Source organism: Gilvibacter sediminis (assembly GCF_028561565.1).
GTDB lineage: Bacteria > Bacteroidota > Bacteroidia > Flavobacteriales > Flavobacteriaceae > Gilvibacter > Gilvibacter sediminis.
Genome location: NZ_JAQQTE010000023.1, coordinates 1 through 15,246, shown reverse-complemented (window position 1 = coordinate 15,246; position 15,246 = coordinate 1). Strand labels below are relative to the sequence as shown.

Sequence of the window (15,246 nt, the reverse complement as noted above, 5' to 3'; positions counted from 1 at the left end):
CAAAAGTATAAAAAATGGTATCTTGCGCCCGTCTTTTTAAGACATAAAATGGTGTAAATACGGCAGTTTAGCGCTGTCTGAACCTAAATTGATTTCATTGAAAAAGAAACTAGTAAACGGCCTTTTGTGTGCCTTGATAGTGGGAGGAGTATTCTCCTGCGGAAATGATGATAATGGCTTTGAGACCATTCCTCCACGGGATCGTGGTGAGGAAGCAGTCAATGCAGAAGCAGAATTGGTTGAATATCTGCAAACACACTTTTACAATTACGAAGAGTTTGAAACACCTCCGACAGGATTTGATTTTGAGGTGGTGATCGATACGATCGCTGGAGACAATGCAGATAAGATCCCGCTGATCAATCAAGTGGAAACTAAAACGGTAACCGACAGAGAAGAAGAGGATGTAACCTACAACCTTTATATACTGAAAGCATTACAAGGCGAAGGTTCAAGCCCAACCTTTGTAGACTCAACCTTGGTAACTTACCGAGGAACCTTACTGAACGGAACTCAGTTTGACGGATCTCCAAATCCAGTTTGGTTTGATCTCACCGGAGTTATTGACGGATTCCAAGAAGGTTTAGTTGAATTCCAAGGAGCTACCTCTCAATCCACAAACCCAGACGGTACTGTGAGCTTTGAAGGCTTTGGTTCTGGAGCGCTTTTTATCCCTTCGGGAATTGCTTATTTCAATCAGCCACCGAGTCCACAGATTCCTTTGTACTCCCAGTTGATCTTCACTTTTAGCGTCTTGGATGCAGTTGTTGCAGATCATGACCAAGACGGAATCATTTCGCTTAATGAAGATCTGAACGGAAACGGAAACGAACTCGATGATGATACCGATGAGGATGGTGTTCCAGACTTCGCAGACTTTGATGACGATAACGACGGCGTTCCAACACGAGATGAGATTGAGATCCTCGATGACGGAACTGTGATCCTCACTGATACAGATGGAGACGGTATTCCAGACTACCGCGATGCAGACTAATATCCCTGCAAATAAAACATATAAAAAATCCCGCCTAGAGCGGGATTTTTTGTGTCGTTAAGGATTAGGAATTTTATTTGCGTCCCATAACTTTTTTAGCCTTCGCAGCAATTGCGGCGGCGTTCAATCCGTATTTGTCCATCAGTTGTGCGGGCGTACCAGATTCACCAAAAGTGTCATTGGTAGCAACGAACTCTTGTGGAGTCGGATGGTGGAGCGCCAATTCTCTGGCTACAGATTCCCCGAGTCCTCCTAAGAAGTTATGTTCTTCTGCTGTTACAATGCAGCCCGTCTTTTTCACAGACTTTACAATGGCGTCCGTGTCTAAAGGTTTAATGGTGTGAATGTTGATAACCTCTACGCTAATACTTTCTTCATTTAAAGCTTTAGCAGCTTCTAAGGCTTCCCAAACTAAGTGTCCTGTAGCTACAATAGTAACGTCAGCACCTTCTTGAAGGTGAACCGCTTTTCCAATCTCAAAGGTCTGATCCTCTGGAGTGAAGTTCGCTACCTTCGGGCGTCCAAAACGCAAATAAACCGGTCCATGGTGTTCTGCAATGGCCATGGTGGCTGCTTTGGTCTGATTGAAATCACAAGTGTTGATCACCGTCATTCCGGGCAGCATTTTCATAAGCCCAATGTCCTCTAGGATCTGGTGCGTTGCTCCATCTTCTCCTAAGGTCAACCCGGCGTGAGAAGCACAGATCTTTACGTTCTTGTGCGAGTAAGCAATGCTTTGTCTTATTTGATCGTAAACACGTCCCGTAGAGAAGTTGGCAAAAGTTCCAGTAAAAGGAATTTTACCACCGATGGTCATACCTGCAGCAAGTCCCATCATATTGGCCTCTGCAATTCCTACTTGGAAGAAGCGTTCTGGGTGATTCGCTTTAAATTCGTCCATTTTTAATGAACCCGTCAAGTCCGCACAAAGCGCTACTACATCGGGATTCGTTTGACCTAAAGCAGTCAAACCTGCTCCAAATCCGGAGCGTGTATCTTTTTTTCCTGTATCTGTATAGGTTTTCATTGCTTGTCTTTTAGTAATCCCCTAAAGTTTCTGGATTCTGAGCCAAGCCAATGGCCAGTTGCTCGTCATTAGGCGCCTTTCCGTGCCAGGCGTGGGTGTGCATCATAAAGTCAACACCGTTACCCATCACCGTTTGCAAGAGTACGCAAACTGGTTTTCCTGCTCCGCTCATGTTTTTGGCATGATTCAGCCCGTCAATAACGGCTTGCATATCATTGCCGTTGGCAACTTCATGTACCAACCATCCAAAGGCTTCGAATTTTCCACGAACGTTTCCTAGATCAAGGACGTCGTCTGTAGAACCGTCAATCTGTTGTCCGTTGAGATCCACAGTAACAATAAGGTTGTCTACCTTGTTAGCGGCACAATACATAATGGCCTCCCAGTTTTGACCTTCTTGCAATTCTCCGTCTCCACAAAGGGCGTAGACCAAATGCGGATCGTTGTTGAGTTTCTTTGTTTCTGCGGCACCAGCGGCTACAGAAATACCTTGACCCAAAGACCCAGAGGCTACACGAATTCCGGGAAGTCCTTCATGTGTAGTCGGGTGTCCTTGCAAGCGAGAATCGATCAATCTAAAAGTGTTCAATTCTTCTACAGGGAAATATCCACTGCGGGCAAGTACACTGTAAAATACCGGGGAGATGTGTCCGTTAGACAAAAAGAATATGTCTTCATCCTTTCCGTCCATGTGGAATCCGTCTTTGCGGTCCATAATGACTTGAAACAAGGCCACAAAAAATTCGGCACAACCCAAAGAACCTCCTGGGTGACCCGAATTTACCTTGTGAACTTGCCTTAAAATGTCGCGTCTGACCTGCGTTACCAAGTCTTCTAAAGCTGCGATATCTGGCATAAAAAATGGTTTGAATTTAGGCGTAAAATTAAGCTATTCGCCCCCTTGAGCAAAGTAGGGAGCGGGTGAGTTATCAACGATTCCCAAGGATTAGTTAACATTGCGCAGGATTCCCCTTTAAAAACAGCATAAGATGCTATCTTTGCCATTAGAGGAAGCGACCATAGATTATGCAATTCAGCTTAACAGCAAACGACCCACAAAGCAAGGCGAGAGCCGGAAAAATCACCACCGACCACGGTACTATTGAAACCCCAATTTTCATGCCTGTAGGTACTGCAGGTACTGTAAAAGGCGTGCATCAACGAGAACTTAAAGACGACATCAACCCAGATATCATATTGGGTAATACTTATCATTTGTATTTGCGCCCGCAAACAGAGATCCTGCAAAAGGCTGGAGGTTTGCACAAATTCATGAATTGGGACCGCAATATTTTGACCGATAGTGGGGGATACCAAGTATACTCGCTTTCTGGTAATAGAAAGATCAAAGAAGAGGGAGTGAAATTCCAATCGCATATAGACGGGTCGTATCATATGTTCACGCCAGAACGGGTCATGCAGATCCAAAGGGTGATCGGGGCAGATATCATTATGGCCTTTGACGAGTGTACTCCTTATCCTTGTGATTACAATTACGCCAAGCGTTCCATGCACATGACCCACCGTTGGTTGGATCGCTGTATTGCGGAGCTGGACAAGCTACCGTTCACTTATGATTACGCTCAAGCCTTTTTTCCGATCGTACAAGGAAGCACCTATAAAGATCTGAGAAAACAATCTGCAGAATACATTGCCAACGCCGGAGCTGTTGGAAATGCAATTGGCGGATTATCCGTAGGAGAGCCTGCCGAGGAAATGTATGCCATGACAGAAGTGGTTACGGAGGTTTTGCCTTGGGAAAAGCCACGCTATTTGATGGGCGTTGGTACGCCGATTAATATTTTGGAGAATATAGCATTGGGCGTAGATATGTTTGACTGTGTGATGCCAACGCGTAACGCTCGTAACGGAATGCTCTTTACCTCAGAGGGCACCATCAACATTAAAAACAGAAAATGGGCCGATGATTTTTCTGTGATTGATCCTATGGGGCATACTTATGTGGATACCCAATACACCAAAGCTTATTTAAAACACTTGTTTAGTGTTAACGAACTTTTAGGGAAACAAATCGCCACGATTCATAATTTAGGCTTTTATTTGTGGTTGGTCCGTGAAGCCAGAAGGCAAATTATTGCTGGAACTTTCAAAGCGTGGAAGGATAAAATGGTGCGTCAAATGGACAAACGTTTGTAGTCAATGCTTTCAATTCTAGATCGTTACATACTTAAAAAGTACCTGGGCACCTTCTTGATGCTCTTGTTGCTTTTTATTCCGATTGGGATCACGGTGAACTTGGCCGAAAAGATCGATAAGATCCTGGCCAATGAAGTGCCGTTTTCTGAAGTTGCGCTCTATTACCTACACTTTACCATCTACTTTGCCAATCTGCTGTTCCCGCTATTTTTGTTCTTGTCAGTAATCTGGTTTACCTCTAAAATGGCGAATAAGACAGAGGTCATCGCTTTCTTGAGTAGTGGTGTTTCTTTCTATCGATTTTTGAGACCTTATATGATCGGTGCAACCATAGTGTGTATTGGCGCCTTATTTTTAGGGATGTATCTCGCCCCAATGGCTAGTAAAGGCTTCAATGAGTTTACCTATCAGTACCTCAAGCGCGGAAAGAAAGATCGAGACCAGACCAATGTGTATCGTCAGATCAACGAGACCGATTATATCTACGTGAGCTACTTCAACCCAAAGAATCAAATGGGACGCAATTTTACCCTAGAGCATGTGGTTGACAACAAAATGGTATATAAACTCAGCGCGAATCGCATAAAATACAATCAAGAGGACAGTACCTATACCTTGAGTAATTATACCAAGCGCATTGTTGGGGAGCGAGAAGATCAACTCATTATAAAAAATAAGTTGGATACGGTGTTTTCCTTTGATTTAGAAGACTTGACTCCGCTAGAATACATTGCTGAGACGCTTAATTATAACGAGCTAAACCGATTCATCTCCAAAGAGAAAGAGCGTGGTTCAACCTATATTAGTCGTTATGAGATTGTGAGAAACAAACGCTGGAGCTTGCCGATATCGGCCTATATACTGACCATTATTGCAGTGGCCGTATCGTCCATTAAACGCCGCGGTGGAATGGGAGTGAACCTCGCTTTTGGTATTGGCTTGGGAATGGTGTTTGTCTTCTTTGATAAAATCTTCGGAACCTTAGCAGAACAAAGTGATTTCTCTCCTTTGGTAGCGACTTGGTTCCCGAACGTTGTATTCGCTGGTTTGGCTGTTTACCTCCTTTACAATGCCAAGCGTTAAAAAGCTGCAATACCTGCATCTACACCTTATTGTATTTATTTGGGGATTCACTGCTGTGCTGGGTGCCCTTATAACTTTAGATGCCATTCCCTTGGTTGCCTACCGAATGAGCTTGGCAGCAGTATTTTTATTGATTTTTGCCTTAGTGACCAAGAAACGTCTGCGCTTTCCGAGGAGAACTCAGGCCAAGTTTGCAATTGCCGGGGGACTCATTGCGCTGCATTGGCTGGCGTTCTTTGGCGCTGTAAAAGCCTCCAATGTTTCTGTGACCCTGGCTGTAATGTCTACGGGCGCTTTTTTCGCTGCTTTTTTAGAGCCGCTATTTTTAAGGCGAAAGCTCATCATCTATGAGGTGATCTTCGGACTCTTGGCCATGTGTGGCTTGGCTTTGATCTTTAATGTAGATTCCAGCTATACCACAGGAATACTATTGGCTTTGGCTTCTTCATTTCTCGGTGCTTGTTTTACCATTTACAATGCCCAACTGGTCAAAGAGCATCAGGCGGGAGCTATTGGTTTGTATGAGATGAGTTACGGCGCAGTTTTTATACTGATCTATCTCGGATTCAGCGGTGGAATCACTGCGGATCTTTTTGTGATTTCACTTCGCGATTGGGGCTATTTGTTATTGTTGGCCTCCGTCTGTACCGCCTATGCTTTTGTCGCTTCGGTACACGTAATGCGCTGGCTCAGTGCATATACGGTAATGCTCACAGTTAATTTGGAACCTGTCTACGGCATTCTTTTGGGGCTGTGGATCCTCGGTGATGCAGAGTATATGCAAACTGAATTTTACCTAGGCGCCGGCCTTATCTTATTGACCGTCATTGGCAATGGAATCCTCAAATTATCTCGGGCTAGAAAAACCAAGATCGAAACTACGGGATAAACCCAAAGTTATTATATTTGTGAGCTAACCACCACACTAAAAACAGAAGCTAAAATCATGGAATATCTTGATTTTGAATTACCGATTAAGGAACTGCAGGAGCAGTATGAGAAAGCCTGTCAAATAGGCGAGGAGAGCGATGTTGATGTGACCAACACCTGCAAGCAGATCGAGAAGAAACTCAAGGAGACCAAGAAGGATATTTATAAGAACCTGACCCCTTGGCAACGCGTCCAATTGTCTAGACACCCTAATCGCCCGTATACGCTGGATTATATCAAAGCTATTTGTGGCGATTCTTTTTTGGAACTACACGGTGACAGAAATGTAAAGGATGACAAGGCGATGATTGGTGGTTTGGGAAAAATAGGTGATCAGTCCTATATGTTTATCGGACAACAAAAAGGATACAACACCAAAACCCGTCAGTACAGAAACTTCGGTATGGCGAACCCAGAGGGATATCGCAAAGCTTTGCGCCTGATGAAGATGGCCGAGAAATTTGGTGTGCCCGTAGTAACCTTAATTGACACTCCTGGAGCATATCCAGGTTTGGAAGCTGAGGAGCGCGGTCAAGGAGAAGCCATTGCGAGAAACATTCTGGAAATGACACGCCTTAAGGTGCCGATCATCGTGGTGATCATCGGTGAAGGAGCTAGTGGTGGAGCCTTAGGAATTGGTGTGGGTGATACCGTACTGATGTTAGAGAATACTTGGTATTCTGTGATCTCTCCGGAGAGTTGTTCCTCGATTCTATGGCGAAGCTGGGAATACAAGGAACAAGCGGCAGAAGCACTTAAACTTACCGCCACAGATATGAAGAAGCTCAAATTGATCGATACTATAGTAAAAGAACCTTTAGGAGGAGCGCATAGCGATCGTGAAGGGATCTATACAACAGTGGCTAAAGAAATCGAGAAGTCTTTCGATGAGCTTAAGAACTTATCCCCAACCGAATTGGTTGAAAAACGCATGGATAAGTATTCAGAAATGGGAGTCTTTAAAGGATAAGTGTCCTAAAATAAGGACTTAACGAACGACCCCGTTTTATCCCTTTTACTTTTCAAGGGTTATTAACAATAATCTGCAGTTCTTAACAGTTAAAATGTTAATAGCTGGTGGACATCGGCTGCGCCAATATTCATGCTGCCGATAACAATTTATTTACATTCGCCTCATGGATAATTTACAACCTCGCGCTAACTACGGACAACGGAAATCTCAGGTAATTTCTTTGGAGAAAGGAAAATTGCCGCCACAAGCTACTGATTTAGAGGAGGTTGTATTGGGTGCAATGATGATCGACAAAAAAGGTGTCGATGAGGTCATTGATATTCTCCATGCGGATGCATTTTATAAAGAGGCGCATCAACACATTTTTGAGGCGATCCATAAATTATTTGAAAACAGTCAACCTGTTGACTTATTAACCGTTTCCGCTCAGCTCAAGAAAGACGGGCAACTCGACTTGGTAGGTGGTGAATTTTACCTCATTCAACTCACTCAAAAAGTATCTTCTTCCGCGCACATTGAGTTCCACGCGCGCATTATTTTGCAGAAGTTCATTCAACGCAGTTTGATCAAGGTTTCTAACGAAATCATTGAGGAATCTTATGACGAATCCACAGATGTTTTTGACCTTTTGGACACAGCGGAATCCAAGCTCTATGAAATAACACAAGGAAATATTAAACGCTCCTCAGAAACAGCGCAGAATTTGGTGATACAAGCTAAGAAACGCATTGAGGAGATTGCTAATAAGGAGGGACTTTCGGGTATACCTTCTGGATTTACCGCATTGGATAAGCTGACTTCAGGTTGGCAGCCTTCCGATTTAATTATCGTCGCAGCACGTCCGGGTATGGGTAAAACCGCCTTGACCTTATCTATGGCACGAAACATGGCCGTAGAACATCAAATTCCGGTAGCGTTCTTTTCTCTGGAAATGTCGTCTGTGCAGTTGATCACCCGTTTGATCTCTTCAGAAACTGGTTTGAGCTCGGAGAAGTTGCGTACCGGTAATTTGGAGCAGCACGAATGGGAACAACTCAACGTAAAGGTTAAAGATTTGGAGCGCGCACCATTATTCATTGATGATACGCCCTCGCTTTCTATTTTTGACCTCCGTGCAAAAGCGAGACGTCTTAAGTCTCAGCATGACATTCAGATGGTGGTTATTGACTACTTGCAGTTGATGACTGCAGGAGGAAGTCAAAAAGGTGGGAATCGTGAACAAGAGATCTCTACCATTTCTCGAAACCTTAAAGCACTGGCAAAGGAATTGAATGTGCCGGTGATCGCACTGTCTCAGTTATCACGAGCCGTGGAGACCCGTGGCGGTAGTAAAAGACCTTTGCTTTCTGACCTTCGTGAATCTGGAGCGATTGAGCAGGATGCGGATATCGTTTCCTTTATTTATCGTCCGGAATACTACAAAATTGATGAATGGGATGATGAAGAGCGCAGCCCTACTGCAGGTCAAGCTGAGTTCATTGTAGCTAAGCACCGTAATGGTGGATTGGATGAGATCCGCTTGAAGTTTATTGGACACCTCGGTCGTTTTGAGAATTTGGAGGCCTTTGATTCGCCTTTTGAATTCCACTCGCGTATGAATGCTGCAGCCAATGACGATACCTTTAAACCAGACAGCTTCCCATCCGCAGAAGACGCCTTTGACGGCCCAGCAACACCACCGGATGACGATATTCCATTCTAGGATTTTTTCCCAGCTGCTAAATCTATATTAAAGGATAAGCTTGGAACGCTTTTTGTCGTTATCTTAGCCTTATGCGATTATGGATCTTTATCATATTATTTCTTGGAGCCTTTAGTGCTCAAGCTTCTTACATCCTGATTCCAATGGATGCGGACGGGCAAACCGAGCATTTAAAGGCCTACGGTATTACCTATTGGACCTTAGAAAAGGACCTTAAAGTAAAGTGGTTGTTGAACTACCGTGGAGGCGCTTTTTTATTGCCAGATTCTGAGGTGATTCGTAGAGAATGTCAAATTAGAGGGGTGCAATTTGAAGTGCTATCGGACTCTAAAACCGAAGAGATCCTTACCCTGATCGCAAGTCCTTCTCAGAATATGGAAGCTGTTGTTTTGGAGAAAGCACCGCGCATTGCCGTTTATTCCCCTAAAGGCAATCAGCCTTGGGATGATGCGGTGACCATGGTTTTGACCTATGCAGAGATCCCTTATACCGTGATCTATGATGAGGAAGTCTTGAGTGATCAGCTGATACTTTATGATTGGCTGCATTTGCACCATGAAGACTTTACCGGGCAATACGGTAAGTTTTATCGCAGTTTTAGATCTGCGCCTTGGTATATAGAAGAAAAGCGATTGGCAGAAGAACGCGCTGCTAAGTTGGGTTACAGCAAAGTATCTGAATCCAAACGTGATGTAGCCTTAAAAATAAGAGATTACGTTGTGGGCGGTGGTTTTATGTTTGCCATGTGTAGCGCTACAGATAGCTATGACATTGCCTTGTCTGCTGCGGGTGTGGATATTTGTGAATCTATGTTCGATGGTGATCCGTCTGAGGGGGGTTACCAAAGCAAACTGGATTATTCTCGAACCTTTGCCTTTAAGGATTTCATACTGGAACGCAGCCCGAACGTTTATGAATTCTCCGATATAGACATGACTCGCAAGCGTGCCATTCCCAAGGAGACCGATTACTTTTCCTTAATGGATTATTCGGCTAAATGGGATCCGATCCCAACCATGTTAGTACAAAACCACACGGCCTTGGTAAAAGGTTTTATGGGGCAGACCACATCTTATGATCGCAACCTGATCAAAGCCAACGTTTTGATCATGGGTGAAAACAAAACCAATGGAGAAGCGCGCTATATTCACGGAATCAAAGGAAAAGGATTCTTTACTTTTTACGGTGGACATGATCCAGAAGATTATACCCATAGAGTAGGAGACGCGCCTACGGAGCTGGCATTGCACCCAACCTCCCCAGGCTATAGACTTATTCTCAACAACGTTCTGTTTCCAGCTGCCAAGAAGAAGCGTCAAAAAACATAAAGACTATCTTTGATCAAATGCACGATCATGGATAAAAAACAACGTACTCTCTTTTACATAGCCTCTTTAGCTATTCTATTTGGAGTCGTCTCTTTTGTATTGGTGGGCTTTATCGTTGCCGGTGCTATGGCCGGTGATTGGTATATCCATCTGGCTTTTGGCGTAGTCTCTTTGGCCCTTGGCGCCTTGATTTTGAAAGAATAACTACTTATACAGCCTGAAGAACTTAAAGTACTTCGGATATTCTTCTCGAGGCTTAAAAGCGATCACCGTTTCTTGATAGTCTAGTGTAGATTCTGTCATTACCACCCGATCTGATTCTGATTTGGCCTTTTCAAACTCCTTTTCATTGACTGAGCAAACCGTTTTGTAAAACGGGCCTGCCAACCACTCTTTTACGATGGCATCATCAGCATACTTGAGATAGCAAGCCAAGCTGGCGTGTGCTACGCCTACGACGGCTTTGCCCGCAGGGATGCTGTCTTTGACTAAGATGTACATTTTAAGGTGTGACATGATGATCTTTGTTTACTGGTACGTAGTCTTGGTTAAAGCTATAAAGAATTTGAATAAAAAAGACGGATTGATAAATCTGTATTTGCCTCTTATTAAGGACTCTCTTAAAATGTGTAATTTAAAACTGGGGCGGGCATGGAATGCCCCGTTTCATCTCCATTCCTTAACTCTTATGCCGTCAGCAAGAAACGATAGAATCTTATCTATTCAATTCAAAGAAAAACCACTTAGGACTGTATTCGTATGGCATTGCTGTGCCGGCAACAGCATCAATATTACCTAAACTGATTGATGAATATGTAGCGCTTGGACTTTAATATTGCCACAACACGACCTAAATTAAAACTGGGGAGGGCATGGAATGCCCCGGCCTTATTGATGATGAAACTCTACCGGTCTACATCCAAACAAAAAGCCCCACTCGTAAGAGTGAGGCTTTTTAGCGAAATAATATGTTATTGATTAGGCCTAAAGCCCTTACTTGATCTTATCGACAATCGCTTTGAAAGCTTCTGGGTGATTCATGGCCAAATCGGCAAGAACTTTTCTGTTCAAGTCGATGTTATTGGCTTTTAAATGTCCCATAAACTTAGAATACGACATACCGTGCTCGCGGGCACCTGCATTAATACGGGTGATCCACAGAGCTCTAAACGTTCTTTTCTTAGCTCGACGGTCTCTGTAGCTATATTGCATAGCTTTTTCAACCGCGTTTTTCGCTACTGTCCAAACGTTTTTACGACGTCCAAAGTAACCTTTGGCGTGCTTCATCACCTTTTTTCTACGGGCTCTTGAAGCAACTGCATTTACTGATCTTGGCATAATTTACTTGTTTTTTGTAGCAGGCGATTCCGTTAAGAATACTTTTAATGGGCCTGACTCCAGGGTTATTACTCGTTTAAACCGGTGAAAGTTATTACTTCATTCGAAGCATTTGTTTCACATTGTCCTCGTCCGCTTTGTGTACGACAGTGTCGTGCGTCAAGGCTAGCTTACGTTTCTTAGACTTCTTTGTTAAGATGTGACTCTTAAACGCGTGCTTTCTTTTGATTTTACCAGTTCCTGTCAGCTTAAAACGCTTCTTGGCGCTGGATTTTGTTTTTTGTTTAGGCATTGTTCCTAAGGTTTATAATTATCTCGCTTTCTCTTTATTTCTTTTTAGGAGCGATGAACATGATCATACGCTTCCCTTCCAGCTTAGGCATTTGTTCTACCTTGCCGTATTCTTCTAATTCTTGTGCCAAACGCAGTAGCAAAATCTGCCCTTGGTCTTTGTAGATGATCGATCGACCTTTAAAGAATACATACGCTTTCAACTTAGCACCATCTTGCAAGAATTTAATGGCATGTTTCTTTTTAAACTCGTAATCGTGATCGTCTGTGTTTGGACCAAAACGGATCTCTTTGATCGTTACCTTGGTCGCTTTGGCTTTAAGGGCCTTCTCGCGTTTCTTTTGTTCGTAAACGAACTTTTTGTAATCGATGGCCTTACATACCGGCGGACTCGCATTCGGCGAGATCTCTACCAGGTCCAGTTCCAAATCTGCTGCGATCTGTTTCGCTTTGGCTAAGGGGTAAACACCAACTTCTACATTGTCTCCAACAAGGCGTACCTCGGGAGCTTTGATCTTGTCATTAATTCTGTGTTGATCTTCTTTAATGATCCTTGCCGGACCTCTTCTTCCTCTTTTTCTTCGTATTGCTATGACTTAAAATATTAGTCCCTAAACGGGCTGTTAAACATTAAATTCTTTTATGGTACTCTTAATATCGTTCTCAATAATAGCGATAAATTCTTCAACTTTCATCGTTCCCATATCGCCCTCGCTGTGTTTCCTTACAGCAATTGTGCCATCTTTCTCTTCTTGTTCCCCAACAATGATCATGTAAGGGATCTTGTTCATTTCGGCTTCTCGGATCTTTCTTCCGATGGTCTCGTTTCGGTTATCGACGAGCGCGCGAATTTCGCTATTTTCTAACAAATTTAAAACTTTTTGCGCGTAATTCTCGTATTTCTCGCTCAAAGAGAGGATGCTAACCTGCTCAGGCATAAGCCATAAAGGGAAATTACCTCCAGTGTGCTCCAACAAAATAGCCACAAAACGTTCCATAGAGCCAAAAGGAGCGCGGTGAATCATTACCGGTCGGTGCAGCTCATTGTCTGCGCCTTTATAGTTCAAATCGAATCGAATTGGCAATTGATAATCCACTTGAATGGTACCTAGCTGCCAGCTGCGTCCCAGAGCATCTTTTACCATAAAGTCAAGCTTAGGACCGTAGAAAGCGGCTTCGCCTTCTTCTACAACATAATCCAAACCTTTTTGTTCAGCGGCGTTGATAATGGCTTGCTCTGCGGCATCCCATACTTCAGTGTCACCTATATATTTCTCTGGTTTCTGCGGATCGCGTACCGATACTTGCGTTTTAAAATCTTCGAACCCTAAAGAGCCGAATACATAAAGTACCAGGTCGATCACCTTTAAAAACTCTTCATTCAATTGATCTGGAGTACAAAAGATATGCGCATCATCTTGAGTAAATCCGCGTACACGGGTCAATCCGTGTAATTCCCCACTTTGTTCGTAGCGATAAACCGTACCGAATTCTGCATAACGCTTCGGCAAGTCTCTGTAAGACCAAGGCTTGGTCTTATACATTTCACAGTGGTGTGGGCAGTTCATCGGCTTAAGCATGAACTCTTCTCCTTCATTTGGAGTTTTAATGGTTTGGAAACTATCCTCACCGTATTTGGCAAAGTGACCCGAGGTCACATACAATTCCTTTTGCGCAATATGCGGACTGATCACCATTTCATAACCAGCCTTCTTTTGTGCCGCTTTAAGGAAATTCTCCAAGCGCTCTCGCAAAGCAGTTCCTTTGGGTAACCAAAGTGGTAGTCCTTGCCCGACTTTTTGTGAGAAGGTAAAGAACTCCAATTCTTTTCCAAGCTTACGGTGATCACGCTTTTTAGCTTCTTCTAAAAGTTCCAGATAAGCGGTCAACTCTTTTTGCTTCGGAAAGGTGATCCCGTAAACACGAGTCAACTGCTTTTCATTTTCATCGCCTTTAAAATAGGCTCCCGCAACATTGAGGATCTTAACTGCCTTTACGATACCTGTATTAGGAATATGACCACCTCGACAGAGATCAGTAAAGCTGCTGTGATCGCAGAAGGTAATATCTCCGTCTTCCAACCCTTCAATAAGGTCAACTTTATATTCGTTCTTTCCTTGATAAAAGGCTAGAGCATCGGCTTTAGACACCTCGCGCATTTTAAAATCGTGTTTTCCGCGCGCGATCTCAAGCATCTTATTTTCTATTGCCTTGAAATCTTTCTCAGAAATGACTTGGTCCTCTGGCAGATCAACGTCGTAGTAGAATCCGCGTTCAATCGCAGGACCTACCCACAGTTTTACTCCAGGATAAAGTTCCTCCAAAGCCTGCGCTAAGATATGCGCAGAGGAATGCCAAAAGGCTTTCTTACCAGCGTCGTCGTTCCAAGTGTGTAGAGTTAGACTTCCGTCTGTGGTCAATGGGGTGGTTACCTCTACGGTGGTGTCATTATAAGTTGCTGAAATAACATTGCGCGCCAAGCCTTCACTAATGCTCTTGGCGACATCCATAGGCGTAGTACCTGCTTCTACAGATTTCACGCTACCATCGGGTAAGGTAATCCCTATCATAATTTTAATTTTAAAGGGGCAAAGATAGGTAGCTTTTATAGGGTAAACAATACGTTTGGGTTAATTCTGAAGGACGCTTGCTACGGATTTTACAAGGAATGTCATTTTGGAGTATATATATAAAGGTATAAAAGGGTGTTTTTGCCCAATTCTCAGCTTTTCAGTGGCTTGTGTTATCGAGGTCAAATTTTATTAAAAAAATTATCAATTATGTCTTGTGGAATATAAAAAGCGATATATATTTGCAACCGCTTTTGGAAAGGATAACAGCCCAAAAGAAGTTCATAAAAATACTGGCGCAAATTTTTTCAAATTATTTTTTGAAAGTATTGCAGGAATTAAAAACTGTTGTATATTTGCACCCGCTAAACGGATGAGTGACTACAAAACACGAGTTGCGTTGAGTGAAAAAAGAAAGAACAAAAGTTCATTGATATATTGAATTGACAGTGTACAATACTAAAGGAAACTTTGGTGTTGAAACGAATAAACCGAGTAAAAATACCCTGAGAGATTTTTTTGGTCAAACTTAGATATAGTAGTTGTTTAAAATTATTTAAGATTAAACGATGAAGAGTTTGATCCTGGCTCAGGATGAACGCTAGCGGCAGGCCTAACACATGCAAGTCGAGGGGTAACAGGAAGGAGCTTGCTTCTTTGCTGACGACCGGCGCACGGGTGCGTAACGCGTATACAATCTGCCTTGTACTGGGGGATAGCCTTTAGAAATGAAGATTAATACCCCATAGTATATGACTGTGGCATCACAGAGATATTAAAGGTTACGGTACAAGATGAGTATGCGTCCTATTAGCTAGATGGTGTGGTAACGGCACACCATGGCGACGAT

The 15,246-nt window shown here is 43.3% G+C and carries 15 protein-coding genes and 1 rRNA gene; 9 read left to right on the top strand and 7 right to left on the bottom strand.

Features of this window, described 5'->3' with window-relative positions:
* Nucleotides 1-97: 97 nt before the first annotated feature.
* Nucleotides 98-997, top strand: coding sequence for an FKBP-type peptidyl-prolyl cis-trans isomerase (locus tag POW22_RS14270; protein ID WP_272833440.1), 900 nt, complete (start codon nucleotides 98-100; stop codon nucleotides 995-997).
* Nucleotides 998-1,070: 73 nt separating this feature from the next.
* Here POW22_RS14270 and POW22_RS14265 read toward each other — a convergent pair whose 3' ends face one another.
* Together POW22_RS14265 and POW22_RS14260 are read right to left on the bottom strand one after the other, a co-directional pair.
* Nucleotides 1,071-2,024, bottom strand: a complete 954-nt coding sequence (locus tag POW22_RS14265; protein WP_272833439.1) for a transketolase family protein — start codon at nucleotides 2,022-2,024, stop codon at nucleotides 1,071-1,073.
* Nucleotides 2,025-2,034: 10 nt separating this feature from the next.
* Nucleotides 2,035-2,880 (bottom strand): transketolase, encoded by an 846-nt coding sequence (locus POW22_RS14260; RefSeq protein ID WP_272833438.1) that lies wholly within the window; start codon nucleotides 2,878-2,880, stop codon nucleotides 2,035-2,037.
* 170 nt (nucleotides 2,881-3,050) lie between these two features.
* Between POW22_RS14260 and tgt the strand changes: the two genes are divergently transcribed.
* The 7 genes from tgt to POW22_RS14225 all read left to right on the top strand — a co-directional run bounded on the left by tgt (nucleotide 3,051) and on the right by POW22_RS14225 (nucleotide 10,401).
* A complete protein-coding gene (gene tgt / locus POW22_RS14255) occupies nucleotides 3,051-4,181 on the top strand; it encodes a tRNA guanosine(34) transglycosylase Tgt (RefSeq protein WP_272833437.1) in 1,131 nt (376 codons plus the stop codon).
* A 3-nt stretch (nucleotides 4,182-4,184) separates the two neighbouring features.
* Nucleotides 4,185-5,264: an LptF/LptG family permease gene (locus tag POW22_RS14250; RefSeq protein WP_272833436.1), complete on the top strand. Its 1,080-nt coding sequence runs from the start codon at nucleotides 4,185-4,187 to the stop codon at nucleotides 5,262-5,264.
* Nucleotides 5,251-6,153 carry a DMT family transporter gene (locus POW22_RS14245; RefSeq protein ID WP_272833435.1) on the top strand — a complete coding sequence of 301 codons (903 nt, stop codon included), beginning with the start codon at nucleotides 5,251-5,253 and terminating at the stop codon, nucleotides 6,151-6,153. Before POW22_RS14250 ends, POW22_RS14245 begins: the two co-directional genes overlap by 14 nt.
* A gap of 57 nt (nucleotides 6,154-6,210) precedes the next feature.
* A complete protein-coding gene (locus POW22_RS14240; RefSeq protein WP_272833434.1) occupies nucleotides 6,211-7,164 on the top strand; it encodes an acetyl-CoA carboxylase carboxyltransferase subunit alpha in 954 nt (317 codons plus the stop codon).
* A 166-nt stretch (nucleotides 7,165-7,330) separates the two neighbouring features.
* Nucleotides 7,331-8,869, top strand: a complete 1,539-nt coding sequence (gene dnaB / locus POW22_RS14235; protein ID WP_272833433.1) for a replicative DNA helicase — start codon at nucleotides 7,331-7,333, stop codon at nucleotides 8,867-8,869.
* Between the two features lie 143 nt (nucleotides 8,870-9,012).
* Entirely contained in the window at nucleotides 9,013-10,197 is a 1,185-nt protein-coding gene (locus POW22_RS14230) for an asparagine synthetase B (RefSeq protein WP_419181006.1), read from the top strand.
* A 27-nt stretch (nucleotides 10,198-10,224) separates the two neighbouring features.
* Nucleotides 10,225-10,401, top strand: coding sequence for a hypothetical protein (locus POW22_RS14225; protein WP_272833431.1), 177 nt, complete (start codon nucleotides 10,225-10,227; stop codon nucleotides 10,399-10,401).
* Here the strand turns inward: POW22_RS14225 and POW22_RS14220 are convergent, their stop codons facing one another.
* From POW22_RS14220 to thrS, 5 genes are all read right to left on the bottom strand, one after another.
* On the bottom strand, nucleotides 10,402-10,713 hold the full coding sequence (locus tag POW22_RS14220) for a peptidyl-tRNA hydrolase (RefSeq protein ID WP_272833430.1): 312 nt from the start codon (nucleotides 10,711-10,713) through the stop codon (nucleotides 10,402-10,404).
* A 477-nt stretch (nucleotides 10,714-11,190) separates the two neighbouring features.
* Nucleotides 11,191-11,535, bottom strand: a complete 345-nt coding sequence (gene rplT / locus POW22_RS14215) for a 50S ribosomal protein L20 (protein ID WP_272833429.1) — start codon at nucleotides 11,533-11,535, stop codon at nucleotides 11,191-11,193.
* Nucleotides 11,536-11,629: 94 nt separating this feature from the next.
* Nucleotides 11,630-11,827 (bottom strand): 50S ribosomal protein L35, encoded by a 198-nt coding sequence (gene rpmI, locus POW22_RS14210; protein ID WP_087524876.1) that lies wholly within the window; start codon nucleotides 11,825-11,827, stop codon nucleotides 11,630-11,632.
* Between the two features lie 34 nt (nucleotides 11,828-11,861).
* A complete protein-coding gene (gene infC / locus POW22_RS14205) occupies nucleotides 11,862-12,374 on the bottom strand; it encodes a translation initiation factor IF-3 (protein WP_272833661.1) in 513 nt (170 codons plus the stop codon).
* A gap of 75 nt (nucleotides 12,375-12,449) precedes the next feature.
* Nucleotides 12,450-14,396, bottom strand: a complete 1,947-nt coding sequence (gene thrS / locus POW22_RS14200; protein ID WP_272833428.1) for a threonine--tRNA ligase — start codon at nucleotides 14,394-14,396, stop codon at nucleotides 12,450-12,452.
* Nucleotides 14,397-14,962: 566 nt separating this feature from the next.
* Here thrS and POW22_RS14195 point away from each other — a divergent pair.
* A 16S ribosomal RNA gene (locus POW22_RS14195) occupies nucleotides 14,963-15,246 on the top strand; the annotation flags it as partial.

Coding starts and splice junctions, on each gene's coding strand:
- POW22_RS14265 (WP_272833439.1), bottom strand. CDS start 2,024: ATGAAAACCTATACAGATACAGGAAAAAAAGATACACGCTCCGGATTT.
- POW22_RS14245 (WP_272833435.1), top strand. CDS start 5,251: ATGCCAAGCGTTAAAAAGCTGCAATACCTGCATCTACACCTTATTGTA.
- POW22_RS14250 (WP_272833436.1), top strand. CDS start 4,185: ATGCTTTCAATTCTAGATCGTTACATACTTAAAAAGTACCTGGGCACC.
- POW22_RS14220 (WP_272833430.1), bottom strand. CDS start 10,713: ATGTCACACCTTAAAATGTACATCTTAGTCAAAGACAGCATCCCTGCG.
- POW22_RS14260 (WP_272833438.1), bottom strand. CDS start 2,880: ATGCCAGATATCGCAGCTTTAGAAGACTTGGTAACGCAGGTCAGACGC.
- thrS (WP_272833428.1), bottom strand. CDS start 14,396: ATGATAGGGATTACCTTACCCGATGGTAGCGTGAAATCTGTAGAAGCA.
- rplT (WP_272833429.1), bottom strand. CDS start 11,535: ATGCCAAGATCAGTAAATGCAGTTGCTTCAAGAGCCCGTAGAAAAAAG.
- POW22_RS14225 (WP_272833431.1), top strand. CDS start 10,225: ATGGATAAAAAACAACGTACTCTCTTTTACATAGCCTCTTTAGCTATT.
- POW22_RS14240 (WP_272833434.1), top strand. CDS start 6,211: ATGGAATATCTTGATTTTGAATTACCGATTAAGGAACTGCAGGAGCAG.
- dnaB (WP_272833433.1), top strand. CDS start 7,331: ATGGATAATTTACAACCTCGCGCTAACTACGGACAACGGAAATCTCAG.
- rpmI (WP_087524876.1), bottom strand. CDS start 11,827: ATGCCTAAACAAAAAACAAAATCCAGCGCCAAGAAGCGTTTTAAGCTG.
- POW22_RS14230 (WP_419181006.1), top strand. CDS start 9,013: ATGGATGCGGACGGGCAAACCGAGCATTTAAAGGCCTACGGTATTACC.
- tgt (WP_272833437.1), top strand. CDS start 3,051: ATGCAATTCAGCTTAACAGCAAACGACCCACAAAGCAAGGCGAGAGCC.